The 22,952-nt window shown below is 70.9% G+C and carries 20 protein-coding genes; 12 read left to right on the forward strand and 8 right to left on the reverse strand.

Features of this window, described 5'->3' with window-relative positions; genetic code table 11:
• Window positions 1-16 precede the first annotated feature (16 nt).
• Window positions 17-1,174: an acetyl-CoA C-acetyltransferase gene (locus ACFY1U_RS04005; protein ID WP_390692553.1), complete on the forward strand. Its 1,158-nt coding sequence runs from the start codon at window positions 17-19 to the stop codon at window positions 1,172-1,174.
• On the opposite strand, the gene ACFY1U_RS04010 is transcribed toward ACFY1U_RS04005, so the two are convergent.
• The 4 genes from ACFY1U_RS04010 to ACFY1U_RS04025 are packed head-to-tail and all read right to left on the reverse strand — an operon-like array spanning window position 1,158 to window position 4,553.
• Window positions 1,158-2,216 carry an NAD(P)H-dependent flavin oxidoreductase gene (locus ACFY1U_RS04010; RefSeq protein ID WP_390692554.1) on the reverse strand — a complete coding sequence of 353 codons (1,059 nt, stop codon included), beginning with the start codon at window positions 2,214-2,216 and terminating at the stop codon, window positions 1,158-1,160. The two genes, ACFY1U_RS04005 and ACFY1U_RS04010, sit on opposite strands and share 17 nt — an antisense overlap.
• Window positions 2,216-2,935: a CoA-transferase subunit beta gene (locus ACFY1U_RS04015; protein WP_390692555.1), complete on the reverse strand. Its 720-nt coding sequence runs from the start codon at window positions 2,933-2,935 to the stop codon at window positions 2,216-2,218. Before ACFY1U_RS04015 ends, ACFY1U_RS04010 begins: the two co-directional genes overlap by 1 nt.
• Window positions 2,932-3,768 carry a CoA transferase subunit A gene (locus tag ACFY1U_RS04020; protein WP_390692556.1) on the reverse strand — a complete coding sequence of 279 codons (837 nt, stop codon included), beginning with the start codon at window positions 3,766-3,768 and terminating at the stop codon, window positions 2,932-2,934. The genes ACFY1U_RS04015 and ACFY1U_RS04020 overlap by 4 nt, the downstream gene beginning before the upstream one ends.
• Complete coding sequence (locus ACFY1U_RS04025; protein ID WP_390692557.1) at window positions 3,765-4,553, reverse strand: enoyl-CoA hydratase family protein; 789 nt, start codon at window positions 4,551-4,553, stop codon at window positions 3,765-3,767. Before ACFY1U_RS04025 ends, ACFY1U_RS04020 begins: the two co-directional genes overlap by 4 nt.
• 100 nt (window positions 4,554-4,653) lie before the next feature.
• Between ACFY1U_RS04025 and ACFY1U_RS04030 the strand changes: the two genes are divergently transcribed.
• A complete protein-coding gene (locus ACFY1U_RS04030; protein ID WP_390692558.1) occupies window positions 4,654-5,412 on the forward strand; it encodes an SDR family oxidoreductase in 759 nt (252 codons plus the stop codon).
• Between the two features lies 1 nt (window position 5,413).
• Window positions 5,414-6,319: an SDR family oxidoreductase gene (locus ACFY1U_RS04035; protein WP_390692559.1), complete on the forward strand. Its 906-nt coding sequence runs from the start codon at window positions 5,414-5,416 to the stop codon at window positions 6,317-6,319.
• 6 nt (window positions 6,320-6,325) lie between these two features.
• Here ACFY1U_RS04035 and ACFY1U_RS04040 read toward each other — a convergent pair whose 3' ends face one another.
• Window positions 6,326-6,850, reverse strand: a complete 525-nt coding sequence (locus ACFY1U_RS04040) for a MarR family winged helix-turn-helix transcriptional regulator (protein WP_390692560.1) — start codon at window positions 6,848-6,850, stop codon at window positions 6,326-6,328.
• Between the two features lie 132 nt (window positions 6,851-6,982).
• On the opposite strand from ACFY1U_RS04040, the gene ACFY1U_RS04045 reads away from it, so the two are divergent.
• Window positions 6,983-8,446 (forward strand): MFS transporter, encoded by a 1,464-nt coding sequence (locus tag ACFY1U_RS04045; RefSeq protein ID WP_390692561.1) that lies wholly within the window; start codon window positions 6,983-6,985, stop codon window positions 8,444-8,446.
• On the opposite strand, the gene ACFY1U_RS04050 is transcribed toward ACFY1U_RS04045, so the two are convergent.
• The gene (locus tag ACFY1U_RS04050) at window positions 8,443-9,324 is read right to left on the reverse strand and encodes a hypothetical protein (RefSeq protein WP_390692562.1); all 882 of its coding nucleotides are present in this window, start codon (window positions 9,322-9,324) and stop codon (window positions 8,443-8,445) included. The two genes, ACFY1U_RS04045 and ACFY1U_RS04050, sit on opposite strands and share 4 nt — an antisense overlap.
• 167 nt (window positions 9,325-9,491) lie before the next feature.
• Window positions 9,492-11,237 (reverse strand): beta-galactosidase family protein, encoded by a 1,746-nt coding sequence (locus tag ACFY1U_RS04055; protein ID WP_390692563.1) that lies wholly within the window; start codon window positions 11,235-11,237, stop codon window positions 9,492-9,494.
• A gap of 163 nt (window positions 11,238-11,400) precedes the next feature.
• On the opposite strand from ACFY1U_RS04055, the gene ACFY1U_RS04060 reads away from it, so the two are divergent.
• The 8 genes from ACFY1U_RS04060 (at window position 11,401) to ACFY1U_RS04095 (ending at window position 21,058) form a co-directional block, all read left to right on the forward strand.
• Window positions 11,401-12,291 carry a helix-turn-helix domain-containing protein gene (locus ACFY1U_RS04060; RefSeq protein ID WP_390692564.1) on the forward strand — a complete coding sequence of 297 codons (891 nt, stop codon included), beginning with the start codon at window positions 11,401-11,403 and terminating at the stop codon, window positions 12,289-12,291.
• A gap of 11 nt (window positions 12,292-12,302) precedes the next feature.
• On the forward strand, window positions 12,303-12,653 hold the full coding sequence (locus ACFY1U_RS04065) for a chorismate mutase (protein WP_030933038.1): 351 nt from the start codon (window positions 12,303-12,305) through the stop codon (window positions 12,651-12,653).
• Between the two features lie 140 nt (window positions 12,654-12,793).
• Window positions 12,794-13,345 (forward strand): two-component system response regulator, encoded by a 552-nt coding sequence (locus tag ACFY1U_RS04070; protein WP_390692565.1) that lies wholly within the window; start codon window positions 12,794-12,796, stop codon window positions 13,343-13,345.
• 56 nt (window positions 13,346-13,401) lie between these two features.
• The gene (gene pepN / locus ACFY1U_RS04075) at window positions 13,402-15,897 is read left to right on the forward strand and encodes an aminopeptidase N (RefSeq protein WP_390692566.1); all 2,496 of its coding nucleotides are present in this window, start codon (window positions 13,402-13,404) and stop codon (window positions 15,895-15,897) included.
• 125 nt (window positions 15,898-16,022) lie between these two features.
• Window positions 16,023-16,481 (forward strand): NAD(P)H-binding protein, encoded by a 459-nt coding sequence (locus tag ACFY1U_RS04080; RefSeq protein ID WP_390692567.1) that lies wholly within the window; start codon window positions 16,023-16,025, stop codon window positions 16,479-16,481.
• A gap of 410 nt (window positions 16,482-16,891) precedes the next feature.
• Complete coding sequence (locus ACFY1U_RS04085; protein ID WP_390692568.1) at window positions 16,892-18,277, forward strand: pyridoxal phosphate-dependent decarboxylase family protein; 1,386 nt, start codon at window positions 16,892-16,894, stop codon at window positions 18,275-18,277.
• A gap of 127 nt (window positions 18,278-18,404) precedes the next feature.
• On the forward strand, window positions 18,405-19,838 hold the full coding sequence (locus ACFY1U_RS04090; RefSeq protein WP_390692570.1) for a lysine N(6)-hydroxylase/L-ornithine N(5)-oxygenase family protein: 1,434 nt from the start codon (window positions 18,405-18,407) through the stop codon (window positions 19,836-19,838).
• 68 nt (window positions 19,839-19,906) lie between these two features.
• Window positions 19,907-21,058 carry a GDSL-type esterase/lipase family protein gene (locus tag ACFY1U_RS04095; RefSeq protein WP_390692571.1) on the forward strand — a complete coding sequence of 384 codons (1,152 nt, stop codon included), beginning with the start codon at window positions 19,907-19,909 and terminating at the stop codon, window positions 21,056-21,058.
• 20 nt (window positions 21,059-21,078) lie between these two features.
• Here ACFY1U_RS04095 and ACFY1U_RS04100 read toward each other — a convergent pair whose 3' ends face one another.
• A complete protein-coding gene (locus tag ACFY1U_RS04100) occupies window positions 21,079-22,884 on the reverse strand; it encodes a bifunctional metallophosphatase/5'-nucleotidase (protein WP_390692572.1) in 1,806 nt (601 codons plus the stop codon).
• Window positions 22,885-22,952: the final 68 nt, after the last annotated feature.

The raw sequence follows: 22,952 nt of genomic DNA on the forward strand, positions 1-22,952 counted from the left end.
AGGCTGGGGAGTTGCCATGGCCGAGGCCTATATCGTCGAAGCGGTCCGTACGCCCGTGGGGCGGCGCGGAGGCGGACTGAGCGGCGTCCATCCAGCCGACCTCGGCGCCCATGTGCTGAAGGAGCTGATGACCCGCTCGGGCGTGGATCCGGCCGCCGTCGAGGACGTCGTGTTCGGCTGTCTGGACGCGGTGGGGCCGCAGGCCGGGGACATCGCGCGGACCTGCTGGCTGGCGGCCGGGCTGCCCGAGGAGGTGCCGGGCGTGACCGTCGACCGGCAGTGCGGATCCTCGCAGCAGGCCGTGCACTTCGCGGCGCAGGCCGTGCTGTCGGGCACGCAGGACCTGGTGGTCGCCGGCGGCGTGCAGAACATGTCGCAGATCCCCATCGCCTTCGCGACCCGCCAGGCCGCCGAGCCCCTGGGGTTCACCGCGGGACCCTTCGCGGGCAGCGAGGGCTGGCGCGCACGGTACGGGGACCAGCCGGTGAACCAGTTCGCCGGTGCCGAGATGATCGCCGCCAAGTGGGGAATCAGCCGCCAGGACCAGGAGGAGTTCGCGCTCAGGTCCCATCAGCGGGCGCTGCGGGCCATCGACGAGGGCCGCTTCGACCGCGAGACCGTCGCCCACGGCCCGGTGGCCGTCGACGAGGGCCCGCGCCGGGACACCTCCCTGGAGAAGATGGCCGGGCTCAGGCCGGTCCTCGACGGCGGCACCATCACCGCCGCCTGCTCCTCCCAGGTCTCCGACGGGGCGGCGGCGATGCTGCTGGCCTCGGAGCGGGCGGTGCGCGAGCAGGGACTGACGCCGCGCGCACGCGTGCACCACCTGTCCGTGCGCGGCGAGGACCCGATCCGCATGCTCTCCGCCCCGATACCGGCCACCGCCCACGCCCTGAAGAAGACGGGCCTGACCATCGACGCCATCGACCTGGTCGAGATCAACGAGGCCTTCGCGCCGGTCGTCCTCGCCTGGCTGAAGGAGACCGGTGCCGACCCGGACAAGGTCAACGTCAACGGCGGCGCGATCGCCCTCGGCCATCCCCTGGGCGCGACAGGCGTCAAGCTCATGACCACCCTGCTGCATGAACTGGAGCGAACCGGCGGCCGGTTCGGACTGCAGACGATGTGCGAGGGCGGCGGCCAGGCCAACGTGACGATCATCGAACGGCTCTGAGTGACTCCAGCGACTGCAGGATCCCCTCCGCCTCCTTCATGATCCGCTCCACCAGCTCCGCGCACGCGGGCAGGTCCTCGATCACCCCGGCGACCTGCCCGGACGCCATCACCCCGAGGTCCGTACGGCCGTCCACCATGGCCGATCTGAGCAGCATCGGGGTGTTGGCGGCGAGCAGCATCTGACTCCAGGACAGCTCCTTGCCGTGCTTGAGGGCCAGCCCGTCGCGCACCATCTGCCGCCAGGTCAGCCCCGACACCTTACGGAACCCTGCCGCCCGGCGCAGGGCGTGCAGCAGGGCCTTCGCCCGGCCGGAGTCCTCCAGCGCGGCCACCAGGTCCGTGCGCAGCATCCGGTGCGGCAGCCCGTCCACCGCCGTGGTCACCGTGACGTCCTTGACCGTTGCCGCCAGATACCTGGCTTTCACCGCGTCCGGCACCGTCGAGTCGGAGGTGAGCAGGAACCGCGTGCCCATCGCGACCCCCGCCGCCCCGTACGCCAGCGCCGCGACCAGGCCCCGGCCGTCGAAGAATCCGCCCGCCGCCACCACCGGTATCCGCACCGCGTCCACCACCTGCGGCAGCAGCACCGTCGTCGCGACCTCGCCGGTGTGCCCGCCGCCCTCGCCGCCCTGCACGATCACGGCGTCCGCGCCCCACGCCGCGACCTTCTCGGCATGCCGGCGGGCCCCTATGGAGGGGATGACGACGACGCCCGCCTCCTTGAGCTCCGCGATCAGCTCGGCGGAGGGCGCGAGGGCGAAGGAGGCCACCCGCACGCCCTCCTCGACCAGGATCCGCACCCGGTCGCCCGCGTCCGAGGCGTCGGCCCGCAGATTGACCCCGAACGGCTCGTCCGTACGGGACTTGACCTCCCGTATCGCATCCCGCAGCCGGTCGGCCGTCATGGTCGCGGAGGCCAGGATGCCCAGCGCGCCCGCGTTCGCCGAAGAGGAGACCAGACGCGGGCCCGCCACCCACCCCATGCCCGTCTGCACGATGGGATGCCGGACCCCGACCAGCCGGGTGAGAGCCGTCTCCATCACGAACCGACCTCCCCGGCACGGCTGCCGGCAGGGTCGATCACCTCACGGATCAGCCGCAGCTCCCCGGCGGTCGGCTCACGCGTCGGCGGCACCTCGTCCGGGACGGCCAGATCGAAGCCCGTCGCCTCCCTGACCTGCTCCACCGTGACACCCGGGTGCAGTGACGCGAGCCGCATCGAGTGGTCGGGGGTGGCGAAGTCGAAGATGCCCAGATCGGAGACGACACACGGGATGCGGTGGTGGCGCGCACCGGCCGCACGGTCGTATCCGACACCGCAGACCATGTCGACCTTCTCGACGAACACGCGCCGTGAATGTCTCGGCACCCAGTAACTCGTCGGATTGTTCAGAGTGTTGACCGGTGCGCCCCGCACCCCGAGCAGCTGCCGTGTGGGCCGTTTCCAGTCGCCGATGCACGAGATGTTCTGGTTGCCGAACCGGTCGATCTGGCTCGCGCCCATCATCACGTGCCGGCGGCCACTGGAGACCAGGGCAAGATGCTGCCGGTACGGCAGCCAGCCCTCCGGCGTCCCGTCCGGACGGACCAGCGTCGCCTCGCCGTCGGTCAGCAGCAGGTCCGGGGAGAACGTGAGCCGGGCGAGACGGGCACCGATGGACGGGATCAGTCCCATGGGGCTGGCGAGCACCTCGCCGTTGCCCCGCCAGGCCTCGGCGCAGGCGATCACGCAGTACTCGGCACGGCTCACCTCGCTCATGTCGCCTCCCTGACCGCCGACTGATAGGCCTGTTCGTCCCCGGCCAGGAAACGCGCCGCGAATTCCGGCCACGGCGTGGTCGCGTACGTCTTCTGGAAGGCCTCGTCCCGCTCGTAGTCCGGCGCGCAGGAGGTGAAGTGCGCTCCGTTCGGCGCCTCGATGACACCCGACACCGTGTGCCGCTTGATCAGCAGGGTCTGCGGTGCGGCCTCCTTCGTCAACTCGGCGGTGTCGACGATCCGTTCGCACGACATGTACGCCGCGTCCGCCGCCTCGCAGTACAGGTCGTCGAAGTACGGGTCGGGGCCCAGATACTGTCCGTTGCCCAGCCGGTCGGCGCGGCCCATGTGCACCAGGGCCGCATCCATCCGCAGGGCGGGCATCGCCACGAACGTCTCCCCGTCCTCGTAGGGCGAAGTCACCGTCCTGAGGCCGGGGTTGACCCGCATCACGTCCGAGCCGATCCCGGCCCGCACCGGCAGGAACGGCAGCCGGTTCGCCGCCGCGTGCAGCCCCCACATGAACATCGCCTCGTCGATCTCCATCAGCTCGAAGGCACCGCCCTCGCGGGCCGCGCGGTAGTGCGGTTCGAGGGGGATGGAGTCGAGGGTGACGAAGGGCGCCACCAGTTTCCGGATCCGTCCGGCGGCCGCGAGCATGCCGACGTCCGGGCCGCCGTACGAGATGACGGTCAGGTCGCCGATGCCGGACCGGAGCAGCGCCCTGACCAGGGCCATCGGTTTGCGCCGTGAACCCCAGCCGCCGATGCCGAGGGTCATGCCGCTGTGCAGACGGGAGACGACCTGCTCGGCGGTCATCGTCTTGTCACTCACGCCTGTGCGCCCTCCTTCTCGTCCCTCTGGTTCTTCTCCTTGCCGAAGGTGTCGCGGACCCGGTCGCCCACCCCGACCGTGTTCGCCTCGTAGGTGAAGCCCTGCTCGAAGCGGTAGCTGCGGCGTACGTCGACCGGATCGATGCCGTTGATGGCGGCCTTGGCCAGCCGCAGCAGCTCCCCGTCCTTGGCCGCTATCTCGCCCGCCAACTCCAAGGCGGCGGTCTGCAGTTCCTCCCGCGGCACCACCCGCCACACCGAGCCGTGCGCGTGCAGCTCGGCGGCGGTCGCGGTGCGGGAGGTGTAGTACAGCGCGCGCATCAGGTGCTGGGGGACCAGCCGGGACAGGTGCGTGGCCGCGCCCAGGGCGCCGCGGTCCAGCTCGGGCAGCCCGAAGGTGGCGTCCTCGCTCGCCACGATAACGTCCGCGTTCCCCACCAGCCCGATCCCGCCGCCCAGGCAGAAGCCCTGCACCGCCGCCACCACGGGCACCGCGCACTCGTACACCGCCGCGAACGCCTCGAAGCAGCCGCGGTTGGCGCCGGCCAGCGCGCTCGGCCCCTGCGCCTGTATCTCCTTGATGTCCACGCCCGCGTTGAACCCCCGCCCCCGCGCGGCCAGCACCACGCACCGCACCTGCGGGTCGCGGCCCGCCGCGCGCACCGCGTCGGCCAGGGCGAACCAGCCGTCCACCGGCAGCGCGTTCACCGGCGGGAAGTCGACCGTCACGACGGCGATGCCATTTTTTCCGGGCCCGTTTTCCGGGGACGAGGTGGAGACACCCATGGGCACATCAGCTACCTTTCCAACCAACGCCTTTCCACCAAACATTTGTTAGGTGCGAGGCTTCGAAGCTAGCAGCCCTCGGATCGGAGCGGGAAGGCCTGTGGATAAGTTGCCCCGGCCGCAGCTGAGCGGCAGGACCGTCGTCGTCACCGGCGGCACCCGCGGTGTCGGAGCCGGGATCGCGCAGGCGTTCGTCGAAGCCGGTGCGCGGGTCGTGGCCTGTGCGCGCAGGCCGCCCGAAGTTCCGGTCGAGGGCGTCGAGTTCGCGCCCCTCGACCTGCGCGACCCGCCCGCCGTACGGTCCTTCTTCGCCGGACTGCCCCGGCTGGACGTCCTGGTCAACAACGCGGGCGGCGGGCCCTACCGGCTGCTGGCCGACGCGGAAGCCGAGCGGCACGCGCGCGTACTGGAGCTGAACCTCCTCGCGCCCCTGACGGCCTCCCTCGCCGCCTACGAACACCTGAGGCGGGCGCAGGGCTCCGTGGTGATGATCGGCAGCGTCAGCGGCAGCCGCCCCTCGCCCGGTTCCGCCGCCTACGGGGCGGCCAAAGCGGGCCTGGAGAGCCTCGCCCGCTCGATGGCCGTGGAGTGGGCGCCCGAGGTGCGCGTCAACACCCTCGTCGTCGGCATGGTCCGCACCGAACTGGCCCACCTCCACTACGGCGGCGAGGACGGCATCGAGGCGGTCTCCCGCACGGTGCCCCTCGGCCGCCTTGCCACCCCCGCCGACGTGGCCGCGGCCGCCGTGTTCCTGGCCTCCGGCGCGGCCGCGTACATCAGCGGGGCGAGCCTGCTGGTGCACGGGGGAGGGGAGCGGCCGGCGTTCCTGGATGCGGCAACTGCCAACAAGGAGACGTGAGATGAGCGGAATCTGCGACGGGCGGGTCGTGGTCGTCACCGGCGCCGGCCGCGGCCTCGGGCGGGCGCACGCGCACGCGTACGCGGCCGAGGGCGCCCGGCTGGTCGTCAACGACCTGGGGGTGGGCCTGGACGGGGCGCCGGGCCCCGACGGTCCGGCCGGGCGGGTGGTGGAGGAGATCCGCGCGGCGGGCGGCGAGGCGATCGCCCACGGCGGCGACATCGCCACCACCGAAGGGGCGGCCTCCCTGGTCGCGACGGCCCTGGAGACGTACGGCCGGCTCGACACCCTCGTCAACAACGCCGGCTTCCTGCGCGACCGGATGCTCGTCAACCTCGACGAGGACGACTGGGACGCCGTCCTGCGCGTCCACCTCAAGGGCCACTTCCTGCCGCTCAAGCACGCGGCCGCGCACTGGCGGGCCGAGGCCAAGGCGGGCCGCATGCCGGTGGCCCGGATCGTCAACACCAGCAGCGGCGCCGGGCTGCTGGGGTCGGTCGGGCAGGGCAACTACAGCGCCGCGAAGGCCGGCATCGTCGGCCTGACGCTGGTCGCCGCGGCCGAACTGCGCCGGTACGGCGTCCAGGTCAACGCGGTGGCGCCCGCTGCCCGCACGCGGATGACGGAACGGACCTTTGCCGAGACGATGACGGCGCCCGCCGCCGGCTTCGACGCGATGGCCCCCGGAAACGTCTCCCCGCTCGTCGTCTGGCTCGGCTCCGCGGCGAGCGCCGGTGTGAGCGGACGCGTGTTCGAGGCGGAGGGTGGTCGGATCACGGTCATGGAGGGCTGGCGGCCGGGTCCGAGCGCCGACAAGGGAGCGCGCTGGAGTCCCGGCGAGGCGGGCGAGGCGGCGCTGAAGCTGCTGGCGGAGGCGGCACAGCCGGGCGCGGTGTACGGGGCCTGAGCGCGCTCAGCCGGTGAGACGGGCGGCGGCCTTGCGCTGCTCCTCCGTCATCACCTGCAGGAAGCGGATCACGGTCTCCAGCTCGTCCGTGCTGAACTCCTCGCACGCCGCGGCGATGTCGCGCGCCCACTCCTCGAAGAACGCGAAGAGATGGGCGATCTTCTCCCGGTTCAGCTCGACGAGCACCCGCCGCTTGTCCGTGGGGTGCTTGATCCTGCGGACGAATTCCTTGGCTTCGAGGCGGTCGACCAGGCCGGTGACGGAGGCGGGAGCAAGGCCGGTGCGCTCGGCGAGGTCCTTCGCGGTGAGCGGCCCGTGCCGCTCCAAAAGGTCGAGGGCCTTCTCCTCGCTCGGGATCAGCCCCTGTCTGGCGGACACCGCGGAGTGGAACATCACGGTGGCCCCGCTGTTCTCCCGGCCCACGGTGAACAGCCGCAACAGGGTGTCGGCCCGCCGCTTGTCGTCCGTGGGGAGGGCCGCCTCCAGGTTCGGCACCAGGCGCCGTTCGGATCCCGTCTCGCTGCCGCTCATGGCGTCAGCGTAGCAAATATTTCGTTCGGTCGAACTAAGCACTTGCGATCACCGAGGCATCGATGCAAGTCTTTCGTTCGCCCGAACGAAATAAATCGGGCTCGACGACATCCGAACCCAACGGGAGACGCCATGACCACCACCCTTGCCATGTCCCCGCCCACCGAGGCGGATCCCTATCCGCGCCGCTGGGCCGCCGCCGTAGTGATGATGATCGCGGCGCTGATGGACCTGCTGGACGTCACGATCGTCAATGTGGCGATCCCGTCCATCGGCCGTGACCTGCACGCCTCGCAGAGCGAGCTGCAGTGGCTGGTCTCCGCCTATCTGCTGGGCTTCGCCGCCACACTGATCGTCTCCGGGCATCTCGGGGACCGCTTCGGGCGCCGCGGACTGTTCCTCGCCGGTACCGCGGGCTTCGGCCTGGCGAGCCTTGGGTGCGGCCTCGCCCAGACGCCCGGGCAGCTGATCGCCGCGCGGGCCGTGCAGGGTGTGCTGGCGGCGGTGCTGATTCCGCAGGTGCTCGGCTCGTTCCGCACCCTGTTCGCGGGCAAGGAGCGCGGGGCCGCGTTCGGGATGTACGGGGCCGTCGCCGGCTTCGCCTCGGCGGTGGGCCTGCTGCTGGGCGGTCTGCTGACCGATGCCGATCTGTTCGGCTGGGGCTGGCGCTCGGTGTTCCTGGTGAACGTACCGGTGGCGGTGGCCACGCTGATCGCGGGCCTGGTGCTCGTGCCGGCCACCAAGGAGCGCTCGGCCGGGCGGCCGGACCTGCTCGGGAGCATGGTGCTGGCGGCCGGGCTGGTGGCGATCGTGCTGCCACTGGTGCAGGGCCGGGGGAACGGATGGCCGGTGTGGGGCTGGTTCTGCCTCGCCGCGGGCGTCTGCGCCGTCGCCGGGCTCGGGGTGTTCGAAGCGCGCCGGCGCGGTGCGGGGACGGTGCCGCTGCTGCCGGCGCGGGCGTTCAGGCTGCCCGCGTTCTCGGTGGGCGTGCTGGTGCAACTGCTGTTCTCGGTCGGTATGCAGGGTTTCTTCCTGGTCTTCGCGCTCTGGCTGCAGGGGAGCGAGCGGTACACGCCGATGCAGGCCGGAGTGGTGACCGTGGCCTTCTCGGCCGGGAGCTTCCTCACGGCGCCTGCCGCCGACGGCCTCGCGGTGCGGTTCGGGCGCCTGGTGCTCGGGGCCGGCGCCCTGATGATGGCCGCCGGTCTGGGCTGGGTGTGGGCAGCGGTCACCGACGCGCCCGCCGTACACGCCGGCGCCTGGCCGCTGGTGCCCGGCCTGGTGATCGCGGGCGCCGGACTGGGCTTCCTGGTGGTGCCGCTGGTGAACGTGGTGCTGTCCGCGGTGCCGGCGGAGCTGGCGGGCGGGGCGTCCGGGATCTTCTCCACGGCACAGCAGTTCGGGGGCGCACTGGGGGCGGCCACGGTCGGCACGGTGTTCTTCGACCACGCGGGCAACGGCCTGACGGACGCGCTTACGGCGGCGATGCCCTGGGTGACCGCGACATTCGTGACGTGCGCGGCTCTGTGCGCCGCACTCCCACGCCGAGCAGCGCAGACCCCCGCCGCGGCGCCGGGAGCCGAACAGCACCCCTAGGTGTCACATTCCAGCACCGTCCGGCACAGCGCACACCGCGCGCGGACACGCCCCCGTACCGGCACCCGGATCCTCTGATGGCAGGTCGGGCAGGGGAACGAGACACGCAGGCGGCCGCCGCCGTCGGGGGTGAAGGTGTAGGGCACGCCGGGCTGCGGCCCGGGGGCGTGGCGGCGGTCGCGGGCGTAGCGGCGGCGCCCCGCCCAGCCGGCGGCCGTCAGCGGAGGCTGCTGCTCGTCGTGGCGGGCCTGTGCCATGCCCCGGGTGTAGGCCTCGTAGGCCTGGGGGCTGGTGAACCAGATCGACGGGTCCTCGTGGAAGACCAGCGCGCGTTTCGCCAGGACGTAGCCGAACTCCTCGGGGGTCAGATAGCCGAGCTTCTGGGAGGAGGCCGAGTCCTCCCGGTAGGCGTCCAGCAGCAGCCAGCCCGCGCCCAGGTAGGTCGTCGCCGTGTCCGTGAGGATCTCGTTGTCGCGGGTGCCGGGGAAGGACAGGTCCAGGCGGTGCAGATACACGTGCATGATCTCGTGCGCCAGGGCGGCGCCGATGTCGCGGCGGTGGGTGCGGAAGCGGTCGTTCAGCTCCACGAAGTACTCGGGGCCCGCGGCGAGTTCGACGTTCGCCGCGTGCTGCATCTCGCGGAAGCCGACGATCAGCCGGGCGTCCGGCAGCCGGTAGTGGCGCACCAGCTCGCGGGCCACCCGCTGTGCGCCCAGATAGAGGTCGTCGGTGTCGCAGAAGGCCACATCGGCGGGCAGGACGCTGCTGGAGAAGGTCTGGATGGTGTCGTACGACAACCGTTTGTACAGCGCGGTGATGGCGGCCCGCACCGTCTCCAGGTGTGGGTAGCCGTGCTCGACCGGTCCGCCGTTCGCCACGCCCGAACCCCCAAGACGCCCTGAACCCGATTCCACTGTACGGGGAGCTGAGCGGATTTTCCCCGGCCGGTTTCCAGGACGCGCGCACGACCCCGCGCCCTTGTCATGCGCGCCTCCTGATCTTCAGGCCGCAGTCCGCTCGCCCATCCCGTCGGCCTGCGAGATCGCTAGAGGGTCTGCAGGAGCACGGCCCCCGCCGCCTCCTCGAACTCCAGCAGCCACACCTCGTTGTCGCCCTCCCGCAGCACCGGACCGGGCACGTACAGGGAGCGCTGGGGGCCGGCCGACCAGTAGCGGCCCAGGTTGAACCCGTTGACCCAGACGAATCCGCGAGTCCACCCCGGCAGTTCGAGCCGCGCGTCCCCGGCGCCCCGCACGGTGACCACCCCCCGGTACAGCCCCGGGGCGCCGCCTGCGTCAAGCGGCTGGAAAGGGACGCCCCCGATGGCGTCCAGCGCATCCAGACGCAGCCCACGCGCGCGTACCCCGTGCAGATACTGCCGCTCGTGCAGCAGACCCCCGGTGATGCCCTTGGGCTCCCCGCTGCGCGGCCCGTAGTTGACGCGCCCCAGGGACTCCACCCACAGCTCCACGCGCGCGTGTCCCGCGACCGGCTCCTTGAGCTGCTCGTCGCCCTCGGCGAGCACACCAGCCCGCTCACCGTCGACGTACACCACCGCCAGATCCCGCAGGCCGCGCGCGGTCAGCGGGTACGGCTGCCGCGGCCCGGGCACCGTCACCGCGTACCGGACGAGCCCGCGGTCCACGTCCAGTTCCTCGAAGGTGGGCGGCACGGGCCCCGAGCTCTCCGTGCCTCCCCGCGCCTCCAGTACGACACCCAACGGCGCCCATCCGTCCAGGCGCACCTCGGCCGCCGCCCCCAACCGCGCGGGCGCGGGCGGCAGTTCGGGCAGCGGGTCCCCGGCGTACTCGGCGAGGACCTCACGCAGCCGCCAGAACTTCTGCGTCGGCCGGCCGAACTCGTCGATCGGGGCGTCGTAGTCGTACGACGTCACATCCGGCTCCAGCGGCCCCTCGTGCAGCGCGCCGCCGCCCCTGTTGGCGCCCGCCCAGCCCGCGAAACTGGTCCCGCCGTGTGCCATGTACAGGTTGACCGAGGCCCCGCACTCCAGGATCTCCCGCAGGGCGGCAGCGGCGTCGTCGGCGCCGCGGGTGATGTGCTCACCGCCCCAGTGGTCGAACCAGCCGCACCAGAACTCCATGCACATCAGCGGCCCTTCGGGGCGGTGCCGGCGCAGCGTCTCGAAGCCCTCGCGCGCGCGGGAGCCGAAGTTCACCGTGGCGAGCACCCCCGGGACGCAGCCACCGCTCAGCATGTGGTCCTCCGGGCCGTCCGACGTGCACAGCGGCACCGTGACACCCGCATCCCGCAGCAGGTCGGCGAGGCGGCGCAGATACTCGGCGTCCGAGCCGTAGCTGCCGTACTCGTTCTCCACCTGCACCATGATCACCGGGCCGCCGCGGTCGATCTGCCGGTCCACGATCCCAGGCAGCAGCACGCCGAACCAGCGCTCCAGATGTGCCAGGAACCGCTCGTCACGGGTACGCGCGCGCGTGCCCAGCTCGCCCGTCAGCCAGTGCGGCAGCCCGCCGTTCTCCCACTCGGCGCAGATGTACGGCCCCGGCCGCACGATCGCCCACATCCCCGCCTCGCGGGCCGCGTCCAGGAAACGGCCTAGGGCCTCCACGCCGTCGTACCTGCCCGGCCCCGGCTCGTGCAGGTTCCACGGCACATACGTCTCCACGCAGTTCAGGCCCATCGCCCGCAGCATCGCCAGCCGGTGGCCCCAGTGCTCCTCGTGCACCCGGAAGTAGTGCAGTGCCCCGGACAGCAGCCGCACCGGCCGCCCGTCCAGCAGGAAATCCGTTTCCCCCACCTTGAACTCCGTCATGCGCCCCAGCCTCACCCCTTGGCGGCGATCACGTCCATGGACAAAGATCAGCGCTGCTTGGACGAAAACACGCCCGCCGGACGACGACCCGGACAACAGCGTTCGTCGGCGGCTTGGACAACGGCCGGGAAACGGCCCGGACCACGCCGGGAGGAGCACGCCGATGTACCGCACCTGGATGCGGTTCTTCACGCCCGGACCGGCCCACCACCGCCTCGGCCTCGTCTGCCTCGGCGTCGGCCTGCAGCACGGCGCACTACCCACCGTCGGCCCCCGCACTCTCGATCACCACGTCGCCGTCGTCATCAACACCGGCAGCGGCTGGTACCAGCACCCCGACGGCCGCCGCACCACCGTCACCGCACCCGCACTGCTGTGGCTCACCCCCGGCACACCGCACCACTACGCACCCGAAGCCGGCACCGGCTGGGACGAGGGCTTCGCCGTCTTCACCGGGCCGGCCGCCACCACGTACACCGAACTCGGCTACATCGAACCCGACCGCCCCGTCGTCCCCCTCTCCGACGCCACCGGCCCACGCGCCGTCATCGGCCGCATCGCCCGCGCCGCCCGCCGCGGCAACCCCCTCCTGGAAGTGGAGACCGGCGCCGCCGTCCACGAACTCCTCGTCGCCCTGCGCCGCGCCCGGGCCGACCTCGCCCCCGACGGCGACCTCATCCTCAAGGCCCTCGCCCGCGACGCCTGCCTGCCCCTCACCGTCGCCGACCACGCCGCCCGGCACGGCATGACCCCCGCCGAACTGCGCACCGCCGTACGCCGCACCGCCGGCTGCAGCCCCAAGGACTACCTGCTCGGCATCCGCCTCGGCCGCGCAAAGGAACTCCTCGCCGCCACCGAACTCCCCGTCGCCGCCGTCGCCCGCCGCGTCGGCTACGCCGATCCCGCCTACTTCTCCCGCCTGTTCACCAGCCGCGTCGGCATGCCGCCCGTCCGCTTCCGCGCCCAGCAGTACCTCGCCGTCCCCGGCGGCTGGAGCAACCACGTCCCCGACCCCGACGATCCACCGATGATCGAACCAACGTCCGCCACGTAGGCTGGGCGCCCATGACCACCAGCAACACCGGCACCCGCGACGTCGACCCCGCCGTCCGCGAGGAACTCGCCCGGCTGCGCGACAGCATCGACAACATCGACGCGGCCGTCATCCACATGCTCGCCGAACGCTTCAAGGCCACCCAGCAGGTAGGCCACCTCAAGGCCGCACACAAACTGCCGCCCGCCGACCCGGCCCGCGAGGCCCGCCAGATCGAGCGGCTGCGCGCCCTCGCCGAAAGCGCCAAACTGGATCCGGCGTTCGCTGAGAAGTTCCTGAATTTCATCATCGCCGAAGTGATCCGCCACCACGAACGCATCGCCGACGACGCCGTGAACGGCTCCGCAAAAACGGCGAATTGACCTCGGTCGATGCCGCAGAGGACGTGACAGAAGGGCCCGCACGGGGCATGCTGCGCTGTGCACTCCTTGTCAGCTGACGGCCACGGCACGTCAGCACCTCGGACATAAGCTGGTTGTCCACGCGGGAGGGACGACGGGCCATGCCGGAAGCCAAGATCCTCATCGTGGACGACCACGAGGACACCCTGTACGCCCTGGAGAGCGCCCTGGCCCCGCTGGGCTATCAGCTGGGCCGCGCCACCAACGGCGACGAGGCCCTCAAGCAGGTGCTCCGCGGACAGGTCGGCCTGCTGCTGCTCGACGTCCGCATGCCCGGTGTCAGCGGCCTGGACGTGGTGCGCTACATGCGCCGCGTGGAACAGACCCAGCACATCCCGGTCATCCTCCTCACCGGCTTCGGCCCCGACCAGTTACTGACCTCCACAGCCTTCGCCCTCGGCGTCGCCGACCTCGTCATGAAACCCATAGACCCCTGGTCGCTGCGCACCAAGGTCCGCTACCTCTACGACGCCCACCGCCGCCACCTGGCCCTCGAGCAGGAGATCCGCGAGCTGCGCGCCCTCGTCAAGGACCACACCGACGCCGACGACCCCGCCCAGCGCACCGCCGCCCTGCCCCACCCCGACGCCCACCTCCCCGCCCAGCGCCTGCGCCAGGCGCTGGGCGGGGAGCTCGAAGGGGAGCGGACATAGGGCGCGTACCGGTCCGCCCCTGTGCCTTGTCAGTGCCATCGGGCAGCATTACCTGCATGTCCGTTCTGACGCGCGACGAAGCGCAGACCCGTGCCAAGCTCCTCGACGTCCACCGCTACACGATCGACCTCGATCTGACCACCGGCGACGAGACCTTCGACTCCCGCACCGTCATCCGCTTCACCGCGCGCACGGACGCCGACACCTTCGTCGAGCTCAAGCCCGCCCAGCTGCGTACCGCCACCCTCGACGGACAGCCCCTCGACCCGGAAACCCTCGACGGCAACCGCCTGCCCCTGAAGAACCTCACCGCCGGCGAGCACGAACTGCACCTCGACGCGAGCATGCGCTACTCCCGCACCGGCGAGGGCATGCACCGCTTCACCGACCCCACCGACGGCGAGACCTACGCCTACACCCAGCTGTTCATGGACGACGTCCAGCGCGTCTTCGCCGCCTTCGACCAGCCCGACCTCAAAGCCGTCTTCGACCTCACCGTGACGGCCCCCGAAGGCTGGAGCGTCCTCGCCAACGGCATCACCGACCACCTCGGCGAAGGCCGCTGGCAGGCCGCCACCACCCCCCTGATCTCCACCTACCTCGTCGCCGTCGCCGCCGGACCCTGGCACTCCGTGCACACCGAACACCGCGACCTGCCCTTCGGCCTGCACTGCCGCCGCTCCCTCGCGCCGTATCTGGACGCGGACGCCGAGGAACTGTTCGAGATCACCAAGCAGTGCTACGACCGCTACCACGAGAAATTCGAGGAGCCCTACCCCTTCGACTCCTACGACCAGGCCTTCGTCCCCGAGTTCAACGCCGGCGCCATGGAGAACCCCGGCCTGGTCACCTTCCGCGACGAATTCGTCTACCGCTCCGCCGTCACCGACACCGAGCGCCAGACCCGCGCCATGGTCATCGCCCACGAGATGGCCCACATGTGGTTCGGCGACCTCGTCACCCTCCGCTGGTGGGACGACATCTGGCTGAACGAGTCCTTCGCCGAGTACATGGGCTACCAGACACTCACCGAGGCGACCCGCTTCACGGACACCTGGACCGAATTCGGGGTCGTCCGCAAGGCCTGGGGCTACGACGCCGACCAGCGCCCGTCCACCCACCCGGTAGCCCCCGAGAACGTCAACGACACGGCCTCCGCCCTCCTCAACTTCGACGGCATCTCCTACGCCAAGGGCGCCTCCGCGCTACGCCAACTCGTCGTCTGGCTCGGCGAGAAGGACTTCCTCGCCGGCATCAACACCCACTTCGCCCGCCACAAGTTCGCCAACGCCGCCCTCGCCGACTTCATCGACTCCCTCGCCTCCGCCACCGAACGCGACGTCCACGCCTGGGCCGACGCCTGGCTGCGCACCACCGGCGTCGACACCCTCACCCCCGTGGTGACCCCCGGCGACGACGGCACCTGCGCCCTCACCGTCGAACACACCGGCAGCCGCCCGCACCGCATCGCCGTCGGCCTCTACGACCCGGACGTCGCCGACGAGGGCCGCCACCTCATCCTGCGCGACCGCCTCGACCTCGACATCCCGCACACCACGCCCGAGCCCCTCGGCAAACGCCCCGCGCTGCTCCTCCTCAACGACGGCGACCTCACCTACGCCAAGATCCGCTTCGACCCCGAGTCCTTCGACGCCGTCCGCACCAGCCTCTCCGGCCTGCCCGACCCCCTCACCCGCGCGGTCGTCTGGAACGCCCTGCGCGACGCCGTCCGCGACGGCCACCTCCCGCCCACCGCCTACCTGGACACCGCCCGCGCCCACCTCCCGCACGAAACCGACCTCGCCCTCGTCCAGGGCGTCCTCGCCTTTGCCGCCACCAAGGTCGCCGACCGCTACCTCACCCCCGAACAACGCCCGGCGGCCCTGACCACCCTCACCTCCCTGTGCCGCGACCTCATCCGCCGCACCGAGGACGGCGACAACCCCGGCCTGCGCCTGATCGCCGTACGCCACCTCATCGACGTAGCCGCCCACCCCGACACCATCGCCGCCTGGCTCGCCGACGGCACCGTCCCCGGCGGCCCCGAACTCGACCCCGAACTGCGCTGGCGTGTCCTCGCCCGCCTCGCCGTCCTCGGCGCCACCGACGAGCAGGCCGTCGCCGCCGAACTCGACCGCGACCCCTCCGCCACCGGTCAGGAAGGCGCCGCCCGCTGCCGCGCCGCCCTGCCCGACGCCGAAGCCAAGGCCAAGGCCTGGCAGGCCATGTTCGGCACGGACGAGCACACCGACCTGTCCAACTACCTCTTCAACGCCACCGCCCGCGGCTTCTGGCAGCCCGAACAGGCCGACCTGGTCCGCCAGTACGTGCCCCGCTACTACGAGGACGCCGTCGCCGTCGCCGCCCGCCGCGGCCCCGCCATCGCCACCGCCGTCGGCCGCTGGGCCTTCCCCGCCCACGCCGTCGACGCCGAGAACCTGCACCTCGGCCAAGAGTGCCTCGACACCGCCGACCCGATCCCCGCCCTGCGCCGCAGCCTGACCGACGAACTCGACGACCTGGCAAGGGCGTTGCGGGTGAGACAGGCGTAGGACCCGGGACGTACGACGTCACGGGTGTGGCTGGCCCCTGAGGACGATGCGGGGAGCTGATCGTCCTTCCTGGGCTCGGCCGGGCGAAGGACGATCAGCCCGAACTCTCCTCAGGAGACAAGCCCGTGATCGCAGTGGCCGGCGCCACCGGCAACGTCGTCCGTGCCCTCGTCCAACGCCTCGTCGCCGACGGGCTGCCGGTGCGGGCCCTGACCCGTGATCCGCAGCGAGCCGCACTGCCCGACGGGGCCGAGGTGGTACGGCTCCGACCCGACCGGCCCGAGGCCCTGTTCGAGGGAGCGACCAAGCTCTTCCCCTACCTCCAGACCGGCACCGACCTGCCGGCGGCCGCCCGCGCGGCCGGCGTCCGGCACGTCGTCCTGCTCTCCTCCGGGATCATCCAGGACGGCGCCGACGAGACCCACCCCATCCACGTCATGCACGCCACCGCGCAACGGGCGATCCGCGACAGCGGCCTGGAGTGGAACTTCCTGCGCCCCAGCGTGTACGCCACCGACGCCCTGTGGGGGCACCCGCACGCCCTTCAGGCAGCGGGGGAGGGCACCGCAGATCCGCACCGGTGACACCGTCCGAGGCGACTTCGCTGCGGATTGAGCGCCCCCTCCACGAGGACGACACCGCCGCCCTCGCCGAACGCGCCCCCCTCGACCCCGGCCGCGAAGGCGCCGTCCACCGCCTCACCGGGCCCGAGGCGGTCAGCAACGCAGATCAGATCGCCACCATCGGCCAGGCGATCGGACACGAGCTGCGCTTCGTCCGACGACCACACGGGCGACTTCCGGGCCGGACACCGGCAAACGGCGCGACCCCTATACCCCAACACCCCCAAAACCCCCTGAACCGCAACAGGTTTTTCCCGTAGGAAAGCCGTAAGGACACCCTTTCGGGTTCCGATCGTTGAACCTCTCGGGCACGCGCACGCATCCACCGACAAGCTGGAACCCCCCTCTGCCCGCGCGCCCGGGAGGAACCCATGAGCACAACGAGCCTCGCCTCCGGCCCCGAAGGCCCCCACGCGCTACGGCCGTTGCTCGACACCGTGCTCCAAGCACTCGACGAGGGCGCACACGCACGCGGAGGCCCCCTGCCCGCCGGCGGACCCGCCGCCGTCGCCGCACGCCTACGGGCCGCCCTCGGCGACGTACTGCCGCAACACGGCGACCCCCACGCCCTGCACACCCTCGTGCACGCCCTCGCCGCAGGCGCCGCCGACCCCGCCGACCCGCTGTGCGCCGCCCACCTGCACTGCCCGCCCCTCGCCGTCGCCACCGCCGCCGACCTCGCCGCGAGCGTCCTCAACCCCTCCCTCGACTCCTGGGACCAGGCCCCCGCGGCATCCGAGCTGGAAACGCTCGTCACCCGCGCCCTCGCCGCCGAGATCTACGCGGGAGCGGCCACCCCGCCCTCACCCGACGCCCTGATCACCACCGGCGGCACCGAATCCAACCAACTCGCCCTCCTCCTCGCCCGCGAGACACACGGCACCGGCCTCCGCCTGATCTGCGGAGCCAACGCCCACCACTCACTGCCCCGCGCCGCCTGGCTCCTCGGCCTGCCCGACCCCGTCACCATCCCCGCACCCACCGGCACCCTCGACCCCGCCGCCCTCGACAAGGCCCTCACCACCCTCCCCGGCCCCCACCTCGTCGCCGCCACCGCCGGCACCACCGACGCCGGACTCATCGACCCCCTCCCCGAGATCGCCGCCCTGTGCACCGCCCACCACGCCCGCCTGCACATCGACGCCGCCTACGGCGGAGGCCTCCTCCTCAGCGACCGCCACCGCAACAAACTCACCGGCCTCGGCCACGCCCACACCATCACCCTCGACCTGCACAAACTCGGCTGGCAGCCGGTCGCAGCCGGTCTCCTCGCGGTACGCGACGCCCACGACCTCACCGCCCTCGACCAGCACGCCGACTACCTCAACGCCGACGACGACACCGAAGCCGGCCTCCCCGACCTCCTCGGCCGCTCCCTGCGCACCACTCGTCGCCCCGACATCCTCAAGATCGCCGTCACCCTCAAAACCCTCGGCCGCACCGGCCTCGGCGCACTCGTCGACCAAGTCTGCGAGCGGGCACAGGAGTTCGCCGCCCTCGTCTCCAGCCATCCGGGCTTCGAACTCCACGACCGCCCCACCATCAGCACGGTCCTGTTCCGGCCCGCACACACCACCGACGAAGCCGTCGCCGCCGTACGCCGAAAACTCCTCCACCAGGGCCGCGCCGTCCTCGGCCGCGCCCCCCTCGACGGCCGCCTCTGGCTCAAAGCCACCCTGCTCAACCCCGAAACCCGCCCCGACGACCTCGCCACCCTCCTCGCCCTCGTCGAAAAGGCCGCCGACGACCCCGCCTGAGCGAAGCCGCCCCAGACGAAAGCCGCCCGACACGAGAGCCGCCCGACACGAAAGCCGCCCGCGAAGTCGAAGCACCCACCCAAGACTCCGCAGAACCCGCCGAAGACCCGTGGAAGGAACCACCCCGATGAGCACGCCCCCGCACCCACACCACGAGCCCGACGCACCCCGCGACCTCGTCGGCATCGGCATCGGCCCCTTCAACCTCTCCCTCGCCGCCCTCGCCCACCCCCTCACCGAACTCGACACCGCCTTCTACGACCAGCGCCCCTCCTTCGCCTGGCACCCCGGCCTCCTCATCGACGGCTCCCGCATCCAAGTCCCCTTCCTCGCCGACCTGGTCACCCTCGCCGACCCCACCAGCCCCTGGACCTTCCTCAACCACCTCAAATCCCGCGACCGCCTCTTCCCCTTCTACTTCGCCGAGCGTTTCCACATCCAGCGCGCCGAGTACGACACCTACTGCCGCTGGGTCGCGGCCGGCCTCCCCGGACTCCACTTCGGCCACCAGATCGACGCCGTCCGCTGGGACCCCGAACGCGACGTCTTCGAAGTCGACTACACCCAACTCGGCCCAGACGGAGAAGCCGAAGCCCTCGGCCGCATCCACACCCGCAACATCGCCCTCGGCATCGGCACCGAACCCCACATCCCCGAACCCCTCAAAACACTCGTCGAAGCCCCCGGCGTACCCGTCGTCCACTCCGCCGACTACCTCGCCCACCGCGACACTTTCCTGACCGCCGACCACGTCACCGTCATCGGATCAGGACAGTCGGGCGCCGAAATCTTCCTCGACCTGCTCCGCGCCCGCCCCGCCGGCCGCGAAAAAATCCACTGGCTCGGCCGCACCGAGGCCTTCGCCCCCATGGAGTACTCCAAACTCGGCCTCGAACACTTCACCCCCGACTACACCCGCTACTTCCACGCCCTCCCCGAAGCCGTCCGCGACCGCCTCGTCACCAGCCAGTGGCAACTCCACAAAGGCATCGACGCCGACACCATCGCCGCCATCCACGACGAGCTCTACCACCGCACCCTGAACGGCGGCTGGCCCGACGTCGTGCTCACCCCCGGCGTCCGCGTCCGCACCGCAGGCCGCCTCGCCACCACCAAAGTCGAACTCCACCTGGAACACACCCAGCAGGACTCCCGCTCCCGCCTCACCACCGACGCCGTCATCCTCGCCACCGGCTACCGCGAACGCCCCCTCGACCGCCTCCTCGCCGGCCTCGACCCCTACCTGCGCCGCGACAGCCAGGGCCGCCCCCGCATCGACGAACGCTTCCGCCTCGCCCTCGACCCCTCCATCAGCGCCGCCGACTGCCACATCTACGTCCAGAACGCCGAACGCCACACCCACGGAGTCGGCACCCCCGACCTCGGCCTCGCCGCCTGGCGCTCCGCCACCATCCTCAACTCCCTCACCGGAAAGGAGACCTACCCCCTCCCCGCCCGGACCGCCTTCACCACCTTCGGACTCGACCAGCAGCAACACCCACACATCCCACGTGCTCGCCAGGCACCCGTCCTCACCCCCCTCGTCGACGACAGGCAATGAGCCACGGCCAGGCAATGAGCCACGGACCGGCAGGAAGAACTCCGGCGGTGGTGACGTTGGAGCAAGCCATGACCACGACCTGGATCGCCGCCCACCGCACCGCCGTCATCAACCCGCACGAGGCCTTCCGCCTCTTCGAACCCCGCGGCTTCACCGACCAGACCATCAGGCAGTCGATCCGCCTCGCCGGCGGCGGCGAAGCACTACGACTACGGCTCAGCAACCGCTACGGCAAGGAACCCCTCCACATCGGCGGCGCCCACCTCGCCGTACGCACCCACGGCAGCGGCATCGACCCCGCCAGCGACACACCCCTGCGCTTCTCCGGCGCCGACACCGTCACCATCCCCGTCGGCGAGGACATCACCAGCGACCCCGTCGAACTCCCCGTCAGCGCCGGCGAAGAACTCACCGTCAGCCTCTACCTGCCCGGCGACACCGGACTGACCACCTACAGCGCGGTGCCCTACGACATCGGGCACGCCGTCCCCGGCAACCAGCTCTCCGCCGAACACCTCCACCACGCAGAAGAGTTGCCCACCGGCCACTTCCTCACCGGCGTCGACGTCCTCGCCCCCGCCGACACCCGCATCGCCGTAGCATTCGGCGACTCCTGGATCGAAGGCGCCTTCACCACCCCCGGCACCAACAACAGCTTCCCCGCACAACTGGGCCGCCGACTCACGCGCGGCTGGATCGTCAACCAGGGCATCTCCGGCAACCGCCTGCTCACCGACGAAGTCGGCGAACACCTCCTCGCCCGCCTCGACCGCGACGTCCTCGCCGTACCAGGCGTCAGTCACGTCCTCATCCACGCCGGCCTCAACGACATCGGCCTGCCCGGCGCCCAGTCGTACCCCGAGCCCGCCGCCGACATGCCCGGCGCCGACGACCTCATCGCCGGCTTCACCGCCCTGGCCGACCGCATCCACACCGCCGGACTCATCGCCATCGGCAGCACCCTCGGCCCCTACGAAGGCACCATCTACGACGGCGTCGACACCCCCGAGGGCCAGGCCCTACGCCGCCAGATCAACGACTGGCTCCGCAGCCCCGACCACCCCTTCGACGCCGTCATCGACATCGCCACCGCCGTCGCCGACCCGGACCGACCAACCCACATCCACGCCGACTTCAACGCCGGCGACGGCCTCCACGTCAACGACGCCGGCGCAAAAGCCATCGCCGACGCCGTGGACCTGTCACTGCTCAAGCTCTAGACACTCCAGAAAATGACGCTCTAGAAAACCGGCACGCCACCCCGCGTCAGCCGCCAGTCCACCGACGCAAAGTCCTTCGGATCCAGCACACCCTTCGCCGTCACCCACTCCGCGATCCGCGTCCGGATCTCCGTCGACTCCGACCACAGCTCCTGCGCGGACGCCACATGCGGGAACGCACCACCACCGTTGGCCCGGTAGTTGTTCACCGCGAACACGAACTCCTGCGCGTCGTCCAGCGCGGCACCGTTGAAGGTCACATTCCTGACCCGTGACCCCGCCGCCTGGGCGATGTCGATCTCGTACGACAGCCCCGACACATAGTCGTAGTTGTAGTCCGGGCGATTGTTCGCGTTCGTCAGCTTCTCCACGTCCACCACCGCGTCCGGCGCCGTCTGCACGAAATACTCCGCCGAGTACTCCAGATACGCCTTGAGCTGCGCACCCGTCAGCAACTTCGCCACCAGCGTGTTGTCGTACACGTACAGGCTGGAAAGATCCCGGATGGTCACATCGCCGGCCGGGATCTCGGACGTCCGGGAGAACGGCGAAGCCTGCGCGATCACCGGCAGCGAGGCATACGAGGTGCCCGCCAGCGCCGCCTTGACGACATCCTCCTGCACCCTGGTGATCAGATCGATGATCGGCGCATCCTTGTACCGCGCCTCCACCGTCGTCAGCGTCTGCGTCGCCGTACCGACCACCTGGTTGACGTACGTGACCACCTTCGCGTGCTCGTCACCGAGCAGCTTGGTGATCTTCGGGTCATCGGCAACCGAGTTCGAATTCAGCACCTTCGACGACACCGACTCGACGGACCAGCGGCCCTTCGCGAAGACCAGCTCGATGTCGAACAACGACAGCCGCTCCGCGTAAGCCAGCGGCTCCGACAACACCACCGTCTTCCCGGTCCTGGTGTTGGTGACCCTCAGCTCCGGGATCTCCACGTGCGCGTGACCGACCAGAATCGCATCGATGTCCGGCACCTGCTGCGCCACCAGAGCCGCCGAATTCTCGACGTACGGCAGCTGGTCACCGTACGACGACGTACCCGAGGAACCGGAGTGCGCGGACACGACCACCACATCCGCACCCATCGACTTCAGCCTCGGCACCCACTTCGCCGCCTGCTCCTCCAGACCCGGAAACTCCAACTTGCCCTGCACATAAGCCTTGTCCCAGATCGCAATACCGGGATTGGCCAGACCCAGCACCGCCACCTTCACCGACGGCAACCCCGGCACCCGGAACTTCTTGATGACATACGGCGGGAAAGCCGGCCGCTGCGTCTTCGCGTCCAGCGCATTCGCACCCAGCAGCGGGAAATGCAGCTGCTCCTCGAACTTCCGCAGCGTCTCCAGACCGTAGTTGAACTCGTGATTGCCCAGCGCCGCCGCGTCATACCCGATCGCATTCATCGCCTGCGCCATCGGGTGCACCGGACCGCCCTTCGCGGTGATCGGGTCGACCTTCGCGTAGTAGTACGTCAGCGGGGTGCCCTGGATCGTGTCACCCGCGTCCAGCAACAGCGTGTTGCAACGCCCCTTCTCCGCACGCACCTGGTTCACCAGCGTCGAGACACGGGACAGGCCCTGCGCGTTGCCGGCCTTGTCCGAGTACTCCGCGTCCTTGAAGTAGTCCCAGTTGAAGACATGCCCATGCAGATCGGTCGTGCCCATCACGGTCAGCGAGTACCGCTTCGCGGGCTTCTTCGCCGCCGTGCCCTCCGCGGCCTGAGCCGACGGAGCCGCGACGGCACCCGCCACCGCCACCCCCGCTCCGGTCGCAGCGGACTTCTGCAGGAACCTCCGGCGGTTCAAGGGCATGTCTTGATCTCCTAAGGGAATGGTCAACAATGCGCGTAGATTCTGACCCGTGCATGACCGACCGCAAC

The organism is Streptomyces sp. NPDC001351 (genome assembly GCF_042896045.1).
Lineage (GTDB): Bacteria > Actinomycetota > Actinomycetes > Streptomycetales > Streptomycetaceae > Streptomyces.

Coding starts and splice junctions, on each gene's coding strand:
- ACFY1U_RS04015 (WP_390692555.1), bottom strand. CDS start 2,935: ATGAGCGAGGTGAGCCGTGCCGAGTACTGCGTGATCGCCTGCGCCGAG.
- ACFY1U_RS04070 (WP_390692565.1), top strand. CDS start 12,794: ATGCCGGAAGCCAAGATCCTCATCGTGGACGACCACGAGGACACCCTG.
- ACFY1U_RS04010 (WP_390692554.1), bottom strand. CDS start 2,216: ATGGAGACGGCTCTCACCCGGCTGGTCGGGGTCCGGCATCCCATCGTG.
- ACFY1U_RS04095 (WP_390692571.1), top strand. CDS start 19,907: ATGACCACGACCTGGATCGCCGCCCACCGCACCGCCGTCATCAACCCG.
- ACFY1U_RS04005 (WP_390692553.1), top strand. CDS start 17: ATGGCCGAGGCCTATATCGTCGAAGCGGTCCGTACGCCCGTGGGGCGG.
- ACFY1U_RS04055 (WP_390692563.1), bottom strand. CDS start 11,237: ATGACGGAGTTCAAGGTGGGGGAAACGGATTTCCTGCTGGACGGGCGG.
- ACFY1U_RS04085 (WP_390692568.1), top strand. CDS start 16,892: ATGAGCACAACGAGCCTCGCCTCCGGCCCCGAAGGCCCCCACGCGCTA.
- ACFY1U_RS04025 (WP_390692557.1), bottom strand. CDS start 4,553: ATGGGTGTCTCCACCTCGTCCCCGGAAAACGGGCCCGGAAAAAATGGC.
- ACFY1U_RS04090 (WP_390692570.1), top strand. CDS start 18,405: ATGAGCACGCCCCCGCACCCACACCACGAGCCCGACGCACCCCGCGAC.
- ACFY1U_RS04040 (WP_390692560.1), bottom strand. CDS start 6,850: ATGAGCGGCAGCGAGACGGGATCCGAACGGCGCCTGGTGCCGAACCTG.
- ACFY1U_RS04100 (WP_390692572.1), bottom strand. CDS start 22,884: ATGCCCTTGAACCGCCGGAGGTTCCTGCAGAAGTCCGCTGCGACCGGA.
- ACFY1U_RS04060 (WP_390692564.1), top strand. CDS start 11,401: ATGTACCGCACCTGGATGCGGTTCTTCACGCCCGGACCGGCCCACCAC.
- ACFY1U_RS04035 (WP_390692559.1), top strand. CDS start 5,414: ATGAGCGGAATCTGCGACGGGCGGGTCGTGGTCGTCACCGGCGCCGGC.
- pepN (WP_390692566.1), top strand. CDS start 13,402: ATGTCCGTTCTGACGCGCGACGAAGCGCAGACCCGTGCCAAGCTCCTC.
- ACFY1U_RS04065 (WP_030933038.1), top strand. CDS start 12,303: ATGACCACCAGCAACACCGGCACCCGCGACGTCGACCCCGCCGTCCGC.
- ACFY1U_RS04045 (WP_390692561.1), top strand. CDS start 6,983: ATGACCACCACCCTTGCCATGTCCCCGCCCACCGAGGCGGATCCCTAT.